Source organism: Streptomyces sp. NPDC044064 (assembly GCF_056434245.1).
Genome location: NZ_JBWKFN010000003.1, coordinates 392,763 through 409,461, shown reverse-complemented (window position 1 = coordinate 409,461; position 16,699 = coordinate 392,763). Strand labels below are relative to the sequence as shown.

The window sequence follows — 16,699 nt, the reverse complement described above, 5'->3', positions numbered from 1 at the left end:
TCAGACGACCAGGCCGCCGTCGATGGCGAAGACCTGTCCGGTGATGTACGAGGCGCGCTCGCCCGCCAGGAACGACACCAGTTCGGCGACCTCCTGCGGCTCGCCGAAGCGGCCCAGCGGGATGCGGCGGGTCATCTCCTTGACGTGTTTCTCGGAGAGCCCGCCGGTCATGTCGGTGCCGATGAAGCCGGGGGCGACCACGTTGGCGCGGATGCCGGACCGGCCGGCCTCCTTGGCGAAGGCCTTGGTGAGGCCGATGATCCCGGCCTTGGACGCGGAGTAGTTGGCCTGGGTGGCATGGCCCTCCGCCGCGACCGAGGAGAGCGTGATCACCGTGCCGCGGCGGCGCTTCATCATGGGGAAGGCGAGCGCCTTGACGAAGTGGTACGTGCCGTCGAGGTTGGTGCGCAGGACGGCGTCCCAGTCCTCGTCGGCCATCATCGCCAGATGGCCGTCCCGGACGATGCCGGCCGCGGTGACCAGGACGTCGACCGGGCCGAGCCGGTCCTCGGTCTGCTGCACGAAGTCCGCCACGGCGGCCCGGTCGGTCACGTCGACCCGGCGCGCCAGGGTCCGCGCGCCGTGCGCTTCGGCCGCCTTCGCGGCCAGCTCGCCCGCCTGTTCGTTGGACTGGAAACACAGCGCCACGTCGTAGCCGTCCCGGGCCAGCGTCTCCACGACGGCCCGCCCGATACCGCGCGATCCACCGGTGACGAGCGCCACCGGCCTCGGTGTGTCGGACATGGACTTGCCTCTCTCCTAGGAAGTTCGGACCGTTGGTTACGGAAGTGCCGGGGGTTACGGCCGTCAGGCCAGGCGCAGCAGCACCGCGCCCGCGGTGCCGTCGCGGTCGACGGCGGTGACCAGCGTCAGCCGGTCCACCAGGCGCGGGTCGGCCTCCGCCTCGGCGAGGACGGCGGCGAGCTGGAAGGCGGCGGAGGCGGCGCCGGCGTCACCGACCAGGGAGCGGACGGGCAGCCGGTTGCCGGTGAGGCCGTCCAGGGCGGACTCCTCCTGCTTGCCGAGCAGTCCGGGCGGGGTGCCGGGCGCGATCAGCTCCACGTCGTCCGGGGCGGCGCCCGCGGCGGCCAGCACGTCGGCGACACAGCGCTCCAGTGCCGTACCGGCCCGCGAGGTGTCCTGGAAGGCGCGGAAGCGGGAGCCGAGGACGGCGGCGAGGACCGGACGGCCGGACTCCCGGGCGTCCGCCGCGTCCTCCAGCAGGAACAGCGCGGCGCCCTCGCCGAGCGGCTGCGGTGCGGCGCCCCCGTGGTCGGCGACCCGCTCCAGGCGGGCGCGCTGCACGGAGAACTCCTCGGCCGCGCCCGCCAGCAGCGCCCTGCCGTGCCCGCCGCGCAGCAGCCGGGAGGCGTACTGCAGCGAGAGCAGCGCGGTCGCCGCGCCGCCGGAGACGGTGACGTTGGGGCCCTTGAGGGTGTGCCGGATGGCGCTCTGCCCGGTGGGGCAGTTCATGACGGTGTTGGGGAAGCGTGCCGGGTCGACGAGGTAGGGCTTGTCACCGGTGAGGGCGTCCCGCGTGAAGTCCATGATCGACTGCACGCTGCCGGAGGTGCCGAGGACCAGCCCGGTCGACTCCGGGTCGGCGGCGAGCCCGGTCCCGTACTCCGCGAGGAGCATCCCGACCGTGGCGGCCGCGATGCCGGTGACCCGGTCCATGGAACGGGTGCCCTTGCGGCCCAGTACCGCCTTGATGTCGAAGCCGGGGATCAGCCCGGCCTCCTCGTACGGCACCGGCCAGTCGGCGCCGTCCAGCGGGGCGATCGCACGCCGTCCGGACGCGAGGCCCCCGGCGAAGGCGGTCCTGCCCAGTCCGTACGGCGAGGACACGGCCCAGCCCGATATCACCAGCTCCGCCGGCGGCGCGCCCGTTTCGGCTGCCATGGCGTCCCACTCCCCTCTGTCGTCGTGTGTCGGTGTGCTGCGTCTGTCTCAGGCGGTCTGTCTCAGGCGGTCTGTCTCAGCCCGTCTGTCTCCGGAGGTCTGTCTCGGACCGTCCGTCTCAGGCCGCGGCCGGCGCGGGTGTGTCCCACCGGCCGAGCACCAGCACCGCGTTGTTGCCGCCGAAGGCGAGGCCGTTGTTCTGCACGACCCTCAGGTCCGCCGCTACGGCCTCGTTGGGCACGCAGTCGACCGCGCACTCGGGGTCGGTGGTGCGGTGGTTGACGGTGGGCGGGATGAAGCCGTCGCGCAGGGCGAGTGCACAGGCCGCCGAGGCGAGGGCGCTGGCGGCGCCCATGGTGTGCCCGATCATCGACTTGATGGAGACGGTGCGCGGCAGTTCCGCGCCGAACACCTGCCGGATCGCGCCGACCTCGGTGACGTCGTTGGCCTTGGTGCCGGTGCCGTGCGCCGAGATGAAGTCGACGTCGGCCGCCTCGATTCCGGCGTTGCGGTGCGCGGCCGTGATGCAGCGGGCGATCGAGTCGCGGTCCGGGGCGACGGGGTGGCTGGCGTCGCAGGACAGCCCGTAGCCGAGCACCTCGGCGTAGATGCGGGCACCGCGGGCCAGCGCGGACTCCAGCGACTCCATGAGCAGGATGCCGGCGCCCTCGCCGGTCAGGATGCCCTGCCGGTCGGCGTCGAAGGGGCGGCACACGTCGGGTGCGATGGTGCCGAGGCGGTAGAAGCCGGTGAAGGTCTTGCGGCACAGCGCGTCCGCGCCCCCGCACAGCGCCATCTCGACGTCGCCGGAGCTGATCGCGTCGTAGCCGTATCCGACGGCGTAGTTGCCGGCGGCGCAGGCGGTGGGGACGGTGACCGTCTCCACGTCCTCCAGGCCGAGTTCGCGCACGATCCCGGCGGACAGCCGGCCGGGCCACACCCGGCGGGCCACCACGGCGTCGAGCACGTCGTCGCCGCCGTTGACCTGCAGCCCGGTGAGGTGGTCCAGGTCGCGGGACTCGCCGTCGGTGGTGCCGACGGAGACCAGCGACCGGACCTCGCGCACCTGCTCCTCGGTGAGACCGGCGTCGGCCACCGCCATCCGGCTCGCGGCGACCGCGAACTGGGCGGCGCGGCCGAGGTCGTCCGGGGACTGCTCGGTGATCCAGGCCTCGGGGTCGAAGTCGGTGATCTCGCAGGCGTTGGAGTAGGCGAAGCCGGTGGTGTCGAAGGCGGTGATGGGCTTCGCGCCGCTGCGCCCGGCCCGCAGGCCCGCGGCGAACGCGTCCACTCCGGTGCCGATGCTGGTCACCACCCCGAGGCCGGTGACGACCACCCGGTGCCGGGCGCCGGTCACTGGGCCTTGGCCTCGGCGACCACGGCGTAGACGCCGGCGAGGTTGACCATGCGGCTCAGCTCGGACTGCTTCAGGGTGATGCCGAAGGTGCGCTCCAGGGAGGCCAGGATCTCGATGGTGCGCAGCGAGTCGGCGTCGTGCTCCTCCTTGAACAGGCTGGTGTCGGTGACCTCGTCGAGCTCCAGCTCGAGGATGTCGCAGACGATGTCCTTGATCTGGCTCTGCTCGGTCTCGTCCAGGGCGGGGATCTGCGTGGTCATGGGATGCCTCCGTAAACGGGATGAAAGGGGGTTCCGTGGTCGATGCCGACCATGCTGGGCGGGCCGGCTATCGATGCCCTATATCGGCCAACTCGCTAGTGTTCCCGGCGGGTTGGGGGAACACGGTGCCGTCGTCCCAGAGGTGGGAGACCGCGCCGAAGTGACGCCGTACCCAGGCGTCGTCGTAGATCGTGTCCAGGTAGCGGTCGCCGCCGTCGGGCAGGATCAGCACGACGTTCGCGCCCGGTTCGACGTGGGGCAGGACGCTCTCCAGCGCGGCCACGACCGCACCGGAGGAGCCGCCGGCGAGGATCGCCTCGCGCCGCACCAGCCGTCGGCAGCCCACCACGCAGTCCAGGTCGGTGACGTGGATGACGTGGTCGGCGTCCGCGGTGCGCAGCAGCTTGGGCCGTACCGAGGCACCGTGCCCGGGCACCAGCCGCTTGCAGCTCGCGGTCGGCCCGAACAGCACACTGCCGACGGCGTCGACGGCGTGCACGGTGGTGGCGAGTCCCGCCTGCCGGATGTATTCGGCGCAGCCGCCCAGGGTGCCGCCGGTGCCGGCGGCCAGGACCAGGTGGTCCACCTGTCCGTCGAGCGCCTCGGCGATCTCCCGCATGGTGGTCAGGTGCGCCTGCCGGTTGAGGGGGTTGGCGTACTGGTCGGGCCAGTACGAGTCGGGGGTTTCGGCCAGCAGTTCGGCCACCCGGCGCAGCCGCGCGGGCAGCAGTTCACCGGTGACCGGGTCCGGATCGCGGACCACTTCGACCTCGGCGCCGTAGGCGCGCAGGATCGCGATGTTCTGCTGGGTGGTGCGGGCGTCGACCACGCAGACGAGGCGCAGTCCGAAGTACCCGCAGATCTGGGCGAGTCCGATCGCGAGGTTGCCGGAGCTGGACTCGATCACCGTGGAGCGGCCGGGCACGAGCTCCCCGGAGCGGATCCGGCCCAGCACCATGCCGAGCGCGGAGCGGTCCTTGACACTGCCGCCGGGGTTGAACCGTTCGGCTTTGGCCAACAGCCTGCCGGGGAATCCCGGGACGAGCCGTTCCAGCTCGATCAGCGGGGTTCCCCCCACCGCGGAAAGGATTCCCTTGAGTCCGGCCGGCGGAGTGCCGGGGAGTCCGCCCGGCCCCGGGGCAACGGCATTCCCGTCTTCGTACGGCATCTGATGCAGCCATCCTCTGCTGGGAGTTGCGGGGCGGTTTTCTATGCCAACCGACAATCGCCGGGCTGCCTATACCTCACCCATACAAGGCTGCTCAAGCAGAGATTCCAGCCATCTATAGAAGTGGCATAGCCGGCCCTCCGAATCTGGCGTGGAATCGCTCGACAGCGTCGGGACGAATGTGCTCCCGACCCACCCGACCAGGAGAGAGAGCCCCGCATATGACCGATACCGACTCGCGTATCCGTAAGGTCGTCATTCTCGGCGGCGGTACGGCCGGCTGGATGACCGCTGCCTATCTGGGCAAGGCGCTGCAGGGCACCGTGGACATCCAGGTGCTGGAGGCTCCCGCCATTCCCCGGATCGGCGTGGGCGAGGCCACCGTTCCCAATCTGCACCGCGTGCTCTTCGACTATCTCGGGATACCCGAGGAGGAGTGGATGCGGGAGTGCAACGCCAGTTTCAAGATGGCGGTGCGCTTCGTCAACTGGCGCACGCCGGGCCGCGGTGAGCCCGGGGCCCGCACGCTGGACGACGGCCGGCCGGACCACTTCTACCACCCGTTCGGCATCCTGCCGGACCACGACAGCACGCCGTTGTCGCACTACTGGTTCAAGAACAAGCACGAGGGCCGCACGGACGAGCCGTTCGACTACTCGTGCTTCCGCGAACCCCCGGTGATGGACGCCAATCTCTCCCCGAAGTGGCTCGACGGCACCCCCTCCACCCGCTACGCCTGGCACTTCGACGCGGCGCTGGTCGCCGACTTCCTGCGCCGGTTCGCCACCGACAAGCAGGGCGTCGAGCACGTCCAGGACGAGATGGTGCGGGTCGAGCAGGACGAGCGCGGGTACGTCACCGCGCTGCACTGCAAGTCCGGGCGGGTGCTGGACGCGGACCTGTTCGTGGACTGCTCGGGCTTCCGCGGGCTGCTGATCAACAAGGCCCTGGGCGAGCCGTTCCTGGACATGAGCGACCACCTCATGTGCGACAGCGCGGTCGCCACCGCCGTCCCGCACGACGACGAGGCGAACGGCGTGGAGCCGTACACCTCCGCCATCGCGATGTCCTCCGGCTGGGCCTGGAAGATCCCGATGCTGGGCCGCTTCGGCTCCGGCTACGTCTACTCCAGCAAGTTCACCTCGCAGGACGAGGCGACCCAGGAATTCTGCGAAATGTGGAATCTGGACCCGGCCGAGACCAAGTTCAACCACGTCCGTTTCCGGGTCGGCCGCAACCGTCGCGCCTGGGTCAACAACGTGGTGAGCATCGGCCTCGCCTCCTGCTTCCTCGAGCCGCTGGAGTCGACCGGCATCTACTTCATCACCGCCGCCATCTACCAGCTCGCGAAGCATTTCCCGGACCGCACCTTCAACCCGGCGCTCGTCGACAGTTTCAACAACGAGATCGAGGTGATGTTCGACGACACCCGCGACTTCATCCAGGCCCACTTCTACTACGCCCCGCGCAACGACAGCCCGTTCTGGCGGGCCCAGAAGGAGCTGACGCTGCCGGAGAACATCCAGAAGAAGATCGAGGCCTACAAGGCGGGCCTGCCGATCAATTCGCCCATCGCCGACGAGTCCACGTACTACGGCAATTTCGAGGCGGAGTTCCGGAACTTCTGGACCAACGGCAGCTACTACTGCATCTTCGCCGGCCTCGGCCTGGAACCCGACACCCCGCTGCCGGCCCTCGCCCACAAGCCGGAGTCCGTGGCGGGCGCCGAGCCGCTGTTCGAGCAGGTACGGCAGCAGCAGGAGCACCTGCTGCAGACCCTCCCCAGCACCTACGACTACCTGCGCCAGCTGCACGGCAAGTAGGCCCAGGTCCAGCACCGCACGGCGGTGCCCGTCGCTCCCGGCGGCGCGGCACCGCCGGCCTCTCACGGACAGGAGTCCTCCTGCATGAGCACATCCCTGAGCACGTCGTCCGGCAACACCGACATACGCCCGCTGATGTCCTGCTTCCCGTCCGGGGTCTCCGTCGTCACGGCGCTCGGCGCCGACTCCGTCCCGCGCGGGATGACCTGCAGCTCACTGGCGAGCGTGGCCCTCGACCCGGCGACCCTGGTGGTCTGCCTGCGCACCGCGGGGCCGACCCTGCAGGCTGCCCTGGAGAGCGGCCGGTTCGCCGTCAACCTCCTGGACGAGCGGGCCCGCGACGTCTCCGACCTGTTCGGCTCCGGCAACGCCGACCGCTTCGAACGCGCCGAGTGGCGGCTGCCCCTGGGCGCCGGCGGCCCCCATCTGACCGGTGCGGCGCTGGCCGTCGCGGACTGCGAGATCACGCAGGCGGTCGAGGTCGGCGACCACACGGCCGTCTTCGGCCGGGTCACCGGAGTCACGCTCGCGGACGCGGGCGAGCCCCTGCTGTACGGCCGCCGCCGGTACGCCCGCTGGTCGGTGGCGACGAGCCCGCTGGCCGAGGTGTCGGTCCCACTCGAAGGAGAAGCCCGTGTCGGCACCCGTCTTTGACCCGCTGCCGGACCTGCTGATCGCGGTACCGGTGGTCATCGCCGCCTGCCGGGCCGGCGCGAGCCTGTTCCGGCGGCTGGGCCAGCCCCCGGTGATCGGCGAGATCACGCTGGGCATCCTGCTCGGCCCGTCCCTGCTCGGCTGGCTCTCACCGTCGGTCCAGCACTGGCTCTTCCCGCCCGAAGTGCTGCCGTACGTCGGCGCGCTGGGGAATCTGGGGCTGCTGGCCTTCATGTTCCTGGTCGGCCTGGAGCTGGACCTCTCGGCGCTGCGCGGCCACGGCCGCTCCGCGGTGGTCGTCTCTCAGGCCAGCATCGCGCTGCCGCTGGCGCTCGGTTCGCTCCTCGCGCTCGGCATGTACGGGACCTTCGCCCCCGAGGGCGTGGGCCGGCTGCCGTTCGTCCTGTTCATCGCGGTGTCGATGAGCATCACCGCGTTCCCGGTGCTGGCCCGCATCCTCACCGACCGCGGCATGTACACCACCCGGCTGGGCTCGCTGGCGATGGCCTGCGCGGCCGTCGACGACGTGACCGCCTGGTGCCTGCTGGCGGTGGTGGCGGCGGTCGGCGCGAGCGGCTCCCTGCAGGACGCGGCCATGACGGCGCTGTGGTCGGTGGTGTTCCTCGCGGTGATGCTGCTGGTCGTACGGCCGCTGCTGGCGAGGGCCGCCGAACGGGCCTCGCGGGCGGTGGAGTCCACCGTCCTGGTGGTGCTGTTCAGCGGCCTGTGCCTGTCGGCCTTCGTCACCGACCGGATCGGCATCCACGCCCTGTTCGGCGCGTTCCTGTTCGGCGTGGTCACCCCGCGCGGCTCGCGCACCGTCGAGATCTCCGCGGCCCGGCTGCGGGCGTTCACCGTCCCGGTGCTGCTGCCGCTGTTCTTCGTGAGCACGGGCCTGAAGACCGACGTCGCCCTGCTCACCGGTGACTCCGCCCAGTGGCTGTGGGCGGCGGCGGTGCTGGCGGTGGCCGCTCTCGGCAAGTGGGGCGGCAGCACGGCCGCGGCCCGGCTGGCCGGCGAGACCTGGCGGGACGCGATGTCCATCGGCGCGCTGATGAACTGCCGCGGCCTGACCGAGCTGGTGGCCCTCAACCTCGGCCTCCAGCTGGGCGTGATCGGCCCTGCCCTGTTCACGATCCTGGTCCTGATGGCCCTCCTCACCACGGCGATCACTTCTCCTGCGCTCACCTGGTTCCGTCGCATGCCCGTGCCGGCCCAGTCGACCCCCAAGCCGGAGCCGGTGCCTTCGGCGTGACGGCCGAGCCCCTCAGCACCGGCCGGCACGATCCAGCCCGTCTGGGGGTGCCCCCTCTGGGGGAGATTGAGGACGAGGCCCGTTCAGGGCCGACAGGGGGGTCTGGGAGCGAAGCCCCCGGGGCGGTCACACCGACCCCGGGGGCCCACTCATGCGGCCGGCGCCAGCGCCCTGTCTCCTGTGGCCGCGATCCACCGCTCCAGCGTCGCCCGAGCCGCCCCTGAGTCCACAGCCTCGGCAGCCCGGCCCAGTGCAGCCCCGATCCGTTCGGTCACCGTACGACCGCCACCCTCCGCGGAGGCGGCAAGCGCAGCCGCCGCCGACAGCAGCACCGCGTCCCGCACGGGACCGGGCTCACCGTCCAGCACCCGCAGCGCAACCTCCGCGTTGTGCACGGCGTCGCCACCCCGCAGCGCCTCGACCGGCGCGAGCGCGACACCGACGTCCCGCGGATCGAAGGTCTCCTGCCGCAGCTGGCCCCCGGCCACCGAGAAGACGGTGGACGTGGTCGTGACCGTCAGCTCGTCCAGCCCGTCGTCGCCCCGGAACACCAGCGCGGTGGCCCCCCGCCGCGCCAGCACCCCGGCGACCAGCGGCAGCAGCCGCGGGTCGGAGACTCCCACCGCGTGTGCCGCGGGAGCCGCCGGATTGGTCAGCGGCCCCAGGGCGTTGAAAACGGTCGGAATACCCAGCGCCCGCCGTGCCCCGGCCGCGTGCCGCATCGCCGGATGGAAGTCGGGGGCGAAGCAGAAAGTGATCCCGGCCTCCTCCGCCACCGCTGCGACCTGCCCCGGCGGAATCCTGAGACTCACGCCGAGCCGCTCCAGTACGTCCGCCGACCCCGAGGCCGAACTCGCGGCCCGGTTGCCGTGCTTGACGACCCGTACCCCGGCGCCCGCCGCCACGATCGCGGCCATGGTGGAGATGTTGACGGTGTTCGCCCCGTCTCCCCCGGTACCGACCACATCGACGGTCCTCCCCGGCACGTCGATGCGCACGGCGTGCGCCATCATCCCTCGTACGAGCCCTTCCAGTTCGCCGACCGTCTCCCCCTTGGCGCGCAGGGCGACCAGGAAGCCGGCGATCAGGGCGTCCGGGGCCTTGCCCCGCATCACCTGGTCCATGACCCACGCGGTGTCCGCGCCGGACAGGTCACGGCCGTTCAGAACGGACCCGAGCAGTGCGGGCCAGGAGCGTTCCGTCCGCTCCGTCTCGGTGCCTGTGCTCACAGGTACTCTCCTTCGGTCCGTGGTTCGGCCCGTCGCCCCGGCCTAGCTCCAGGGGTCCACGCCGTCGGTGCCCAGCGTCACGGTGACCCCGGCACCGGAGACCACGACGCCGGCCTGAACCCCGTCCGCGGTGGTGACCGCGGCCGGCCGCTCCTGCGCCTCGGCGTGGTCGGCGCCCGCCACCGCGGTGAGAACGGCGCCCGCGGTCAGCGCGGCAAGGACGAGAGCCTGGAGCTTGTTCTTCCGAGCGGTCTTGACGAGCTGCATTTCGTCTCCCGTTGGGTTTTCGTTGCTGCGGTTCGTTCCGACAGCAAGAAAGCTATGGGGGTGCCGCTTCGCTTTATTATCGGCCGAGCTTCGCCCCCGCACGCCCGGCGATAACGACGATATACATGCAGGTCAGAGGCGGTCCCCGAGAATACGGACCATTAAATTCCGATACCCCGGAAGTGGAATCGGCACCGGTACGGGTAATTCCGCACGCGGTGCCGTTAATTCCGCTCGTCAAGCGACCCGCTCCACCGTCGACGCGCTCCTCAGGAAGTTCTCCAGCAGCCGCAGCCCGCCGAGGGTGGTCACCGACTCGGGATGGAACTGGACGCCCTCGACGGGCAGTTGCCGGTGTCTGAGCCCCATGACATATCCGTCGTCCACGGCGCGTGCGGTCACCGTCAGCTCCTCGGGCAGCGGCTCGGCGACGATCAGCGAGTGGTACCGGGTCGCGGTGACCTCGGTGCCGAGCCCGGTGAACACCCCGGCCCCGTCATGGGTGACCGGGCTGGTCTTGCCGTGCTTGAGCCGCTCGGCGACGGCCACCTCGGCCCCGTAGGCGAGCCCGATGGCCTGGTGGCCCAGGCAGATGCCGAGCAGCGGCACACGCCCGGCGAAGGCGTGCACGAGTTCCACGTGCCCGGAGTCGGCCGGATGCCCGGGACCCGGTCCGAGAACCACCGCGTCGGGCGCCCCGGACAGCAGCTGCTCCGGCGTGCGGGTGCCGGAGCGCACCACCTCGGTGCGTGCGCCGAGGGTGCGCAGGTACTGGTCGATGATGTGGGTGAAACTGTCGTAGGCGTCCACGAGCAGCACGTTCACGGCAGCAGCTCCTCACCGGTCAGCGCCCAGTAGGCGGCGCCCATCTTGTGCAGCGTCTCGCGCCACTCCGCGCGCGGGTCGGAGTCGGCGACGATGCCCGCGCACGCCTGCGTGGAGTACGTCGTCCCGTCGTGGGCGACGGTACGGATGCACAGCGCGAGCCGGGACCAGCCGCGCACGTCGACCAGGCCGACGGCACCGGCGTACATGCGCCGCGGCTCGCTCTCCAGCTCCTCGATGATCTCCATGGCGCGGATCTTCGGCGCGCCGGTGACCGTGCCGGCCGGGAAGGTGGCGCGCAGCGCGGACCAGGTGTCCTCGCCGGGCGCGAGCCGCCCCTCGACGCTGGAGACCAGGTGGAAGACGTGCGAGTACGTCTCGACCGTCATCAGCCGCTCGACGGCCAGCGTGCCCGGCCGGGACACCCGGCCGATGTCGTTGCGGCACAGGTCGACCAGCATCACGTGCTCGGCGCGCTCCTTCTCGCTGGCCCGCAGGGCGGCGATGCGGGGGCCGTCGACCGCCGGGTCGCCGCTGCGCGGGGTGGTGCCGGCGATGGGCCGCATCACGATCCGGTCGCCGCGGGTGGCGAACAGCACCTCGGGGCTGGCGCCGACGAGGGTGGTCCCGCCGCGCGGCACGAGGTACATGTGCGGGGACGGGTTGCGGTGCCTCAGCCGCCGGTAGACGTCGAGCGGGGCCAGGTCGGTGGTGACGTCGATGCGGTGGCCGATCTGGATCTGGTAGATGTCCCCGACCCGGATGTGCCCGAGGCAGCGTTCGACGTTCTCCAGAAACGTTTCCTCGTCGATGCTGTCGTGCACCGCGTGCGGCGCGGGCGCTTCGGGTACGGCGCCGGGGACCGGCCGCAGCCGGGCGACGGCCGCCGCGACCGTGCCGGGACCGGCGGGCGGGAAGTCCTCGCTGTGCGCGGTGCGCAGTGCGACGGTGCCGGCTGCGCCGTCGTAGTGCACGACCTCGCGGAACAGGGTGAGCACGAGGTCGGGTCCGCCGTCGGCGGTGCGCCGCGGCAGCCGCTCCATGTGCCAGGCGGCACCGTAGCCGACGGTGGCGAGGAACCCGAAGGCGTAGGTGTCCGCGGGAACCGCGGTCTCGACGGCGAAGGCGCGCTCGGTGGCCCGCAGCAGCTCCCACACCTGGTCGTCGGAGGCGAGCGCCCGGGCCCCGCCCGGCAGCGGGGCGAGGTCCAGGGCGTCGGCGGCGGCGAGCAGCGCGTCCACGACCGGGGCGATGCCTTCGACGGTGACCCGGTCGGCGTGCACCTGGAGTTCGGCGAGCCGGCCGTGGCCGACGAGGGAGTCCCCGCCCTCCTGTTCGGGCGCCTCCAGGCTCTCCAGGAGGAACACCTCGCCGTCACCGAGGCGTGCGCGCAGGGTGTCGTACAGGGCGAGCGGGTCGTGCGGGGGCAGCGGGGTCTCGTCGACGCGGACGGCAACGGGCCGGCGCCGGGCGCCGGCCGCGTGGGGCGGTGGGTCGAGCAGGGTGGTCACGGGTGGGGCCCCTTCCTCGGGGTGGTCCGGTCAGGAGTGCGCTCAGCCGTAGCGGCGCAGCTCGTGGAAGAAGTCGGGCTGGACGGAGAGTTCGCCGGAGGCGTGCAGGGTGTCGTACACGTGCTTGCCGAGCGCGAGGTCCAGCACGCCGAGGCCGAACGGGGAGAAGAACACCGGCCGGTCGGCGGGTACGGCCCGCTCGCCGGTGAGGACGTCGTAGAGGGTGCCGTCGATGAAGTCCCTGCCACCGGTGAGCTGTTCGGCCAGGTGCGGGGAGGTGCCGGCCTTCAGGCAGTGCTCGACGTCGTCGACGAAGTTGGCGCCGGTGAGGATCACCTCGGGCGCGAGGTCGCGCAGCGACACGTGCAGCACCAGCGGGTGGTGGCCGAACCAGCCGGGGTCGGCGATGTGGGGGGTGCCGACGATGGTGGCGAAGACGACCAGGTCGCTGCTCCGGACCAGGTCCTCGGCCTTCTCGTGCACGGTGACCCGGCCGCCGTCCGCAGCTCCCTCCAGGTAGCCGGCGAATCCGGCCGCGTGCTCGGCCGACAGGTCGTGCACGCCGATCTCGTCGAACCGCCAGCCGGTGCCGGCCAGGTACTGGTGGACGTAACGGGCGATGAGTCCGGTGCCGACGAACCCGACCCGCCGGGGCCGCTCGCCCCGCCCCCGGCTCAGCGCGTCCGCGGCCAGCGCCGCCGAGGCCGCCGTACGGGCCGCGCTGATGATGGAGCTCTCCAGACAGGCCAGCGGATAGCCGGTGTCGTGGTCGTTGAGGATCAGCACGGCGGAGGCGCGCGGCAGTCCGGCGGCCACGTTCTCGGGGAAGCTGGAGATCCACTTCAGCCCGTCGACGCGGACCTCGCCGCCGATGGACGCGGGCAGGGCGATGATGCGGGAGGCCGGACGGTCGGGAAAGCGCAGGAAGTAGGACGGCGGATTGACGGTGTCACCGGCGCCGTGGACGCGGTACGCCGTCTCGATCAGGCCCACCACCTCCTGGTACCGGCCGTCGAGTACCCGGTGGACCTGGGCCCCGGAAATCACCGCGAAGGAAGGCGCCTTGGCAACGGGCGGCATCTTGTACTCCACACTTCGGCTGACGTCTGTCCCAGCCGAAAGTAGGCACGTCGCTTATCGGCTGATTATTGGGCGTCTACATCACGTGCTGCGGTACGGGACGTGCTGTCGGGCAGGGCGTGCTGCGGAACAGGACGTGCTGTGGGGCAGGGCGTGCTGCGGTGCGCGGTACGGGACGTGCGGGGGACGGCCGTCAGCCGGAGGCTCTCCGGCCCGGCTGCTCGTCCAGCCGGGACAGCAGCCGCTCGGCCTGCGCGCGCCACCGGGGCGAACCCGTGCGCAGGAACACGGCGTGGGCCGCGCTCGCCCGCTCCCGGGCGGAGTCGAGCCGGCCCTGGCGGCTGCGGGCCTCGCCGAGAACGAGATTGATCTGCCCGTCGACGAGCGGGCTGTCGATGCGTTCGACGACTTCCAGGGCCTCCGAGAGGGTCGCCTCGGCGGCGTCCACGTCACCCGCGCCGAGCCGGGCCTCGCCGAGACCGAGCAGGGCGTAGGCGAGACCGACCAGATCCGATTTGGCCTGGACCAGCTCGATCACCTGCAGAAACGCTTCTTCTGCTTTCGGGAAATCGGACCGGGCCAGATGGACACGACCGAGCCGGTGGATGGTCTGCGCAACGCCCCGCTTGCTGCCCCGGTCGATCGACTCCATGATCCGCACGGCCTCGACCCCCAGCTTCATCGCCAGCTCGGTGTTGCCCCGCTCCAGCTCGATCTGGGCCATGTTGTCCAGCGCGTGCGCCTCGGAGGAGACGTCGCCGACCGTGCGGAAGATGTCGCCCGCGCGCTCCAGCCGGGTCATGGCGAGGTCGAGATCGCCGCTGAACCGCTCCAGGATCGACAGGTTCCGCAGGTTCAGCGCCTGCCCGTGCGGCTCCCCGGCCTCCTCGAACAGCTCCATCGCCTCGGTGTACCGGGCGTGCGCCTCCGCCAGCCGCCGGTAGGACTGGGCGACCCCGCCGAGCTGGTGCAGCATCGCCGCCTGGCCGAGCAGGTTGCCGCCGCGCCGGGCCGCCTCCAGCGCGACCTCGGCGCACTCCCGCCAGTCCTCCAGATAGTGCCGGGTCTCGAACAGCACGGCGGCGGACACCGTCAGGTCCCAGGCGAGGTCGTCCATCTCCAGCTGCGCCGCCTGCGTCACAGCGGCCACCAGCGAAAGCCGCTCGGCCTCCAGCCACTCCAGCGGCGAGGAGAGCAGCTCGTCGGTGTGGATACGGTCGAGGGGGCGGCGGGACGCGGGGCTGTGCACCACGCTGAAGTGGCCGCCGTACTCGCGCCGGTGGGCCTCCTCGGCGAGGGCCAGCCAGGTGCGGAAGGCCCGCTCCCGGGCGATCCGCTGCTCCGGCCCGGGTTCCTCGGCCTGGGCCCGCTCCCGGGCGTACAGCCGCATCAGGTTCTGCAGCCGGTAGCGCAGCCGGCCGGTCGCGTCGACGCCGACGACCTCCAGGAACTGCGCGTCGACCAGATCCTCCATGAGCCGCTCGGCGTCCAGCACGTCGACGTCGAGCAGTGCGCCGCCCACCCAGGCGGCGAAGTCCGGTACGTCCAGCAGGCCGAGGCGCCGGTAGAGCCGCGCCGTGTCGTCCGGGAGATAGCGGTACGACAGCTCGAAGCTGGCCCGTACCTGCGCCGCGCCCTGGCTCAGCTCGTCCAGCCGGCGCCGCTCGTCGCCCAGCCGGGTCACCAGGTGCCGTACGGTCCAGTGCGGTTTGGAGGCGAGCCGGGCTGCGGCGATGCGCAGCGCCAGCGGCAGCCGGTCGCACAGGTCGGCGAGACGCCGGGTGTCGGCGCGCGCGGAGTCGATGCGCTCCTCGCCGACGATCCGCCCGAGCAGCTCCACGGCGTCGTCCCCGGGCAGCACCCCGAGGTGCACCCGGGCGTCCTGCGGCCAGGTGACCAGCTCCTCCAGCTGCTCCCTGCTGGTCACCAGCACGGCACAGCCGCCGCTGCCCGGCAGCAGGGGCTGGATCTGGGCGAAGGAGCGGACGTTGTCGAGCACCAGCAGCACCTGCCGCTCGGCGAGCACGCTGCGGTAGAGCGCGACGAGGTCCTCGGGCTCGGTGGGGATCTGGTCGCTGGGCACCCCGAGCGAGCGCAGGAACCTGCTCATCGCGTCACGGGCCGGGGTCGGCTCGTGGTGTTCGTCGTAGCCGCGCAGGTCGGCGAAGAGGCGACCGTCCGGGAAGTGCTGGGCGGCGCGGTGCGACCAGCGCACGGCCAGACCGGTCTTGCCGACCCCGGCGATACCGGTGATCAGCCCGATGGCCGGCCCGTGCTGCCGGTCGCGGCTCGCGACCAGCGCGTCCAATAACGCGAGTTCCACCTGGCGTCCGGTGAAGCCCGGGACGTCCGGCGGGAGTTCGGAGGGGACGACGAGGGTGTCGGCGCGCAGCGCGTCGCTCGCCGGTACGGCCGGTGCGGGCGCCAGCGACGGGTCGTCACGCAGGATCGCGTCGTGCAGTCCCTGCAGGTCCGGGCCCGGCTCCATGCCCAGTTCCTCGATGAACTGGGTGCGCGCCTCCCGGAAGGTGGCCATCGCCTCGGCGCGCCGGCCGGACCGGTACTGGGCGAGCATCAGATGGTGCCGGGTCCGCTCCCGCAGCGGCTGTTCACGGACCACGGAGGTGAGTTCGGGCACCAGGTCGTGGTGGTTGCCCAGTTCCAGCTGGACTGCGGTGGCGTCGTCGTAGGCGTTGAGCCGGTGGCCCTCCAGCCGGGCGGCCTCGTCCTCGACCAGGGAGCTGGAGATACCGGCGAAGGCGGGACCCCGCCACAGCGCGAGGGCCTGGGCGTAGGATCCCGCGGCCTCGGGGAGCCGGCCCTGCTGCACCGCGGTCTCGGCGGTCTTCACCAGCCGGGTGAACTCCAGCATGTCCACCGAGTGGCCGTCGGGTCTGAGCACATAGCCGGGGTGGGCGGTGACGATGGTGTCCTCGGCCGCGCCCTGGTTCTTGAACGTCTTGCGTAGTGCTGCGATCACGATCGCGATCTGGGTGCGGGCGGTGGCGGGCGGGTGGTCGTTCCACACGGCGTCCACAAGGGTGTCCACCGGGACGATCCGGCCCGAATTGAGCAGCAGCAGAGCGAGCACCGTTCGCTGACGCGCACCGCCGATCGGCAGACTCCGGCCTTGTGACGTCACCGTCACGGGCCCGAGTACCTCGAACCTGAGCCGCTCGCCCACGGATGTTCCCCCAGAACTTCCATCCCAACGTCCCGCCAGGTGGCCCAACGGACGAGAATACCCGAGAAAGTGAACTTGCCCCTCATCGATTTCACCGGGCGCACCTTTTACCGGTTACGTCACCGCGAAATCTGAGATTCCTCTTTTACTTGCGGAGAGCACGCATTTCAGGAATGCGAATTCG

Annotated in this window: 14 protein-coding genes; 3 read left to right on the top strand and 11 right to left on the bottom strand. The window is 71.5% G+C overall.

Translation table 11 applies throughout. The annotated features are described in order from the left end of the window. From fabG to sbnA, 5 genes are all read right to left on the bottom strand, one after another. Positions 1-744: a 3-oxoacyl-ACP reductase FabG gene (gene fabG / locus AC07DS_RS07350; protein WP_145884397.1), complete on the bottom strand. Its 744-nt coding sequence runs from the start codon at positions 742-744 to the stop codon at positions 1-3. A gap of 63 nt (positions 745-807) precedes the next feature. Beyond that, positions 808-1,902: a beta-ketoacyl synthase N-terminal-like domain-containing protein gene (locus AC07DS_RS07345; protein WP_479143459.1), complete on the bottom strand. Its 1,095-nt coding sequence runs from the start codon at positions 1,900-1,902 to the stop codon at positions 808-810. Between the two features lie 118 nt (positions 1,903-2,020). Then, complete coding sequence (locus AC07DS_RS07340; protein WP_479143457.1) at positions 2,021-3,259, bottom strand: beta-ketoacyl-[acyl-carrier-protein] synthase family protein; 1,239 nt, start codon at positions 3,257-3,259, stop codon at positions 2,021-2,023. Then, positions 3,256-3,519 (bottom strand): acyl carrier protein, encoded by a 264-nt coding sequence (locus AC07DS_RS07335; RefSeq protein ID WP_097252620.1) that lies wholly within the window; start codon positions 3,517-3,519, stop codon positions 3,256-3,258. Before AC07DS_RS07335 ends, AC07DS_RS07340 begins: the two co-directional genes overlap by 4 nt. Positions 3,520-3,586: 67 nt before the next feature. Then, complete coding sequence (gene sbnA / locus AC07DS_RS07330) at positions 3,587-4,597, bottom strand: 2,3-diaminopropionate biosynthesis protein SbnA (protein WP_479143456.1); 1,011 nt, start codon at positions 4,595-4,597, stop codon at positions 3,587-3,589. 311 nt (positions 4,598-4,908) lie between these two features. Here sbnA and AC07DS_RS07325 point away from each other — a divergent pair, with 311 nt between their 5' ends. The 3 genes from AC07DS_RS07325 to AC07DS_RS07315 all read left to right on the top strand — a co-directional run bounded on the left by AC07DS_RS07325 (position 4,909) and on the right by AC07DS_RS07315 (position 8,419). After that, entirely contained in the window at positions 4,909-6,510 is a 1,602-nt protein-coding gene (locus tag AC07DS_RS07325) for a tryptophan halogenase family protein (protein ID WP_479143455.1), read from the top strand. 84 nt (positions 6,511-6,594) lie between these two features. After that, a complete protein-coding gene (locus AC07DS_RS07320) occupies positions 6,595-7,164 on the top strand; it encodes a flavin reductase family protein (protein ID WP_479143453.1) in 570 nt (189 codons plus the stop codon). Continuing rightward, positions 7,145-8,419 (top strand): cation:proton antiporter, encoded by a 1,275-nt coding sequence (locus AC07DS_RS07315; protein ID WP_479143452.1) that lies wholly within the window; start codon positions 7,145-7,147, stop codon positions 8,417-8,419. The genes AC07DS_RS07320 and AC07DS_RS07315 overlap by 20 nt, the downstream gene beginning before the upstream one ends. Before the next feature lie 149 nt (positions 8,420-8,568). Here the strand turns inward: AC07DS_RS07315 and trpD are convergent, their stop codons facing one another. The 6 genes from trpD to AC07DS_RS07285 all read right to left on the bottom strand — a co-directional run bounded on the left by trpD (position 8,569) and on the right by AC07DS_RS07285 (position 16,515). Next, on the bottom strand, positions 8,569-9,648 hold the full coding sequence (gene trpD / locus AC07DS_RS07310) for an anthranilate phosphoribosyltransferase (RefSeq protein ID WP_479143450.1): 1,080 nt from the start codon (positions 9,646-9,648) through the stop codon (positions 8,569-8,571). A gap of 42 nt (positions 9,649-9,690) precedes the next feature. After that, positions 9,691-9,915 carry a hypothetical protein gene (locus AC07DS_RS07305; protein ID WP_479143449.1) on the bottom strand — a complete coding sequence of 75 codons (225 nt, stop codon included), beginning with the start codon at positions 9,913-9,915 and terminating at the stop codon, positions 9,691-9,693. A 237-nt stretch (positions 9,916-10,152) separates the two neighbouring features. Further along, positions 10,153-10,740 (bottom strand): anthranilate synthase component II, encoded by a 588-nt coding sequence (locus AC07DS_RS07300; RefSeq protein WP_479143447.1) that lies wholly within the window; start codon positions 10,738-10,740, stop codon positions 10,153-10,155. Further along, entirely contained in the window at positions 10,737-12,251 is a 1,515-nt protein-coding gene (locus tag AC07DS_RS07295) for an anthranilate synthase component I family protein (RefSeq protein ID WP_479143445.1), read from the bottom strand. The genes AC07DS_RS07300 and AC07DS_RS07295 overlap by 4 nt, the downstream gene beginning before the upstream one ends. Positions 12,252-12,293: 42 nt before the next feature. Then, on the bottom strand, positions 12,294-13,331 hold the full coding sequence (sbnB, locus tag AC07DS_RS07290) for a 2,3-diaminopropionate biosynthesis protein SbnB (protein WP_479143443.1): 1,038 nt from the start codon (positions 13,329-13,331) through the stop codon (positions 12,294-12,296). Positions 13,332-13,524: 193 nt separating this feature from the next. Then, entirely contained in the window at positions 13,525-16,515 is a 2,991-nt protein-coding gene (locus AC07DS_RS07285) for an AfsR/SARP family transcriptional regulator (protein WP_479143441.1), read from the bottom strand. Positions 16,516-16,699: the final 184 nt, after the last annotated feature.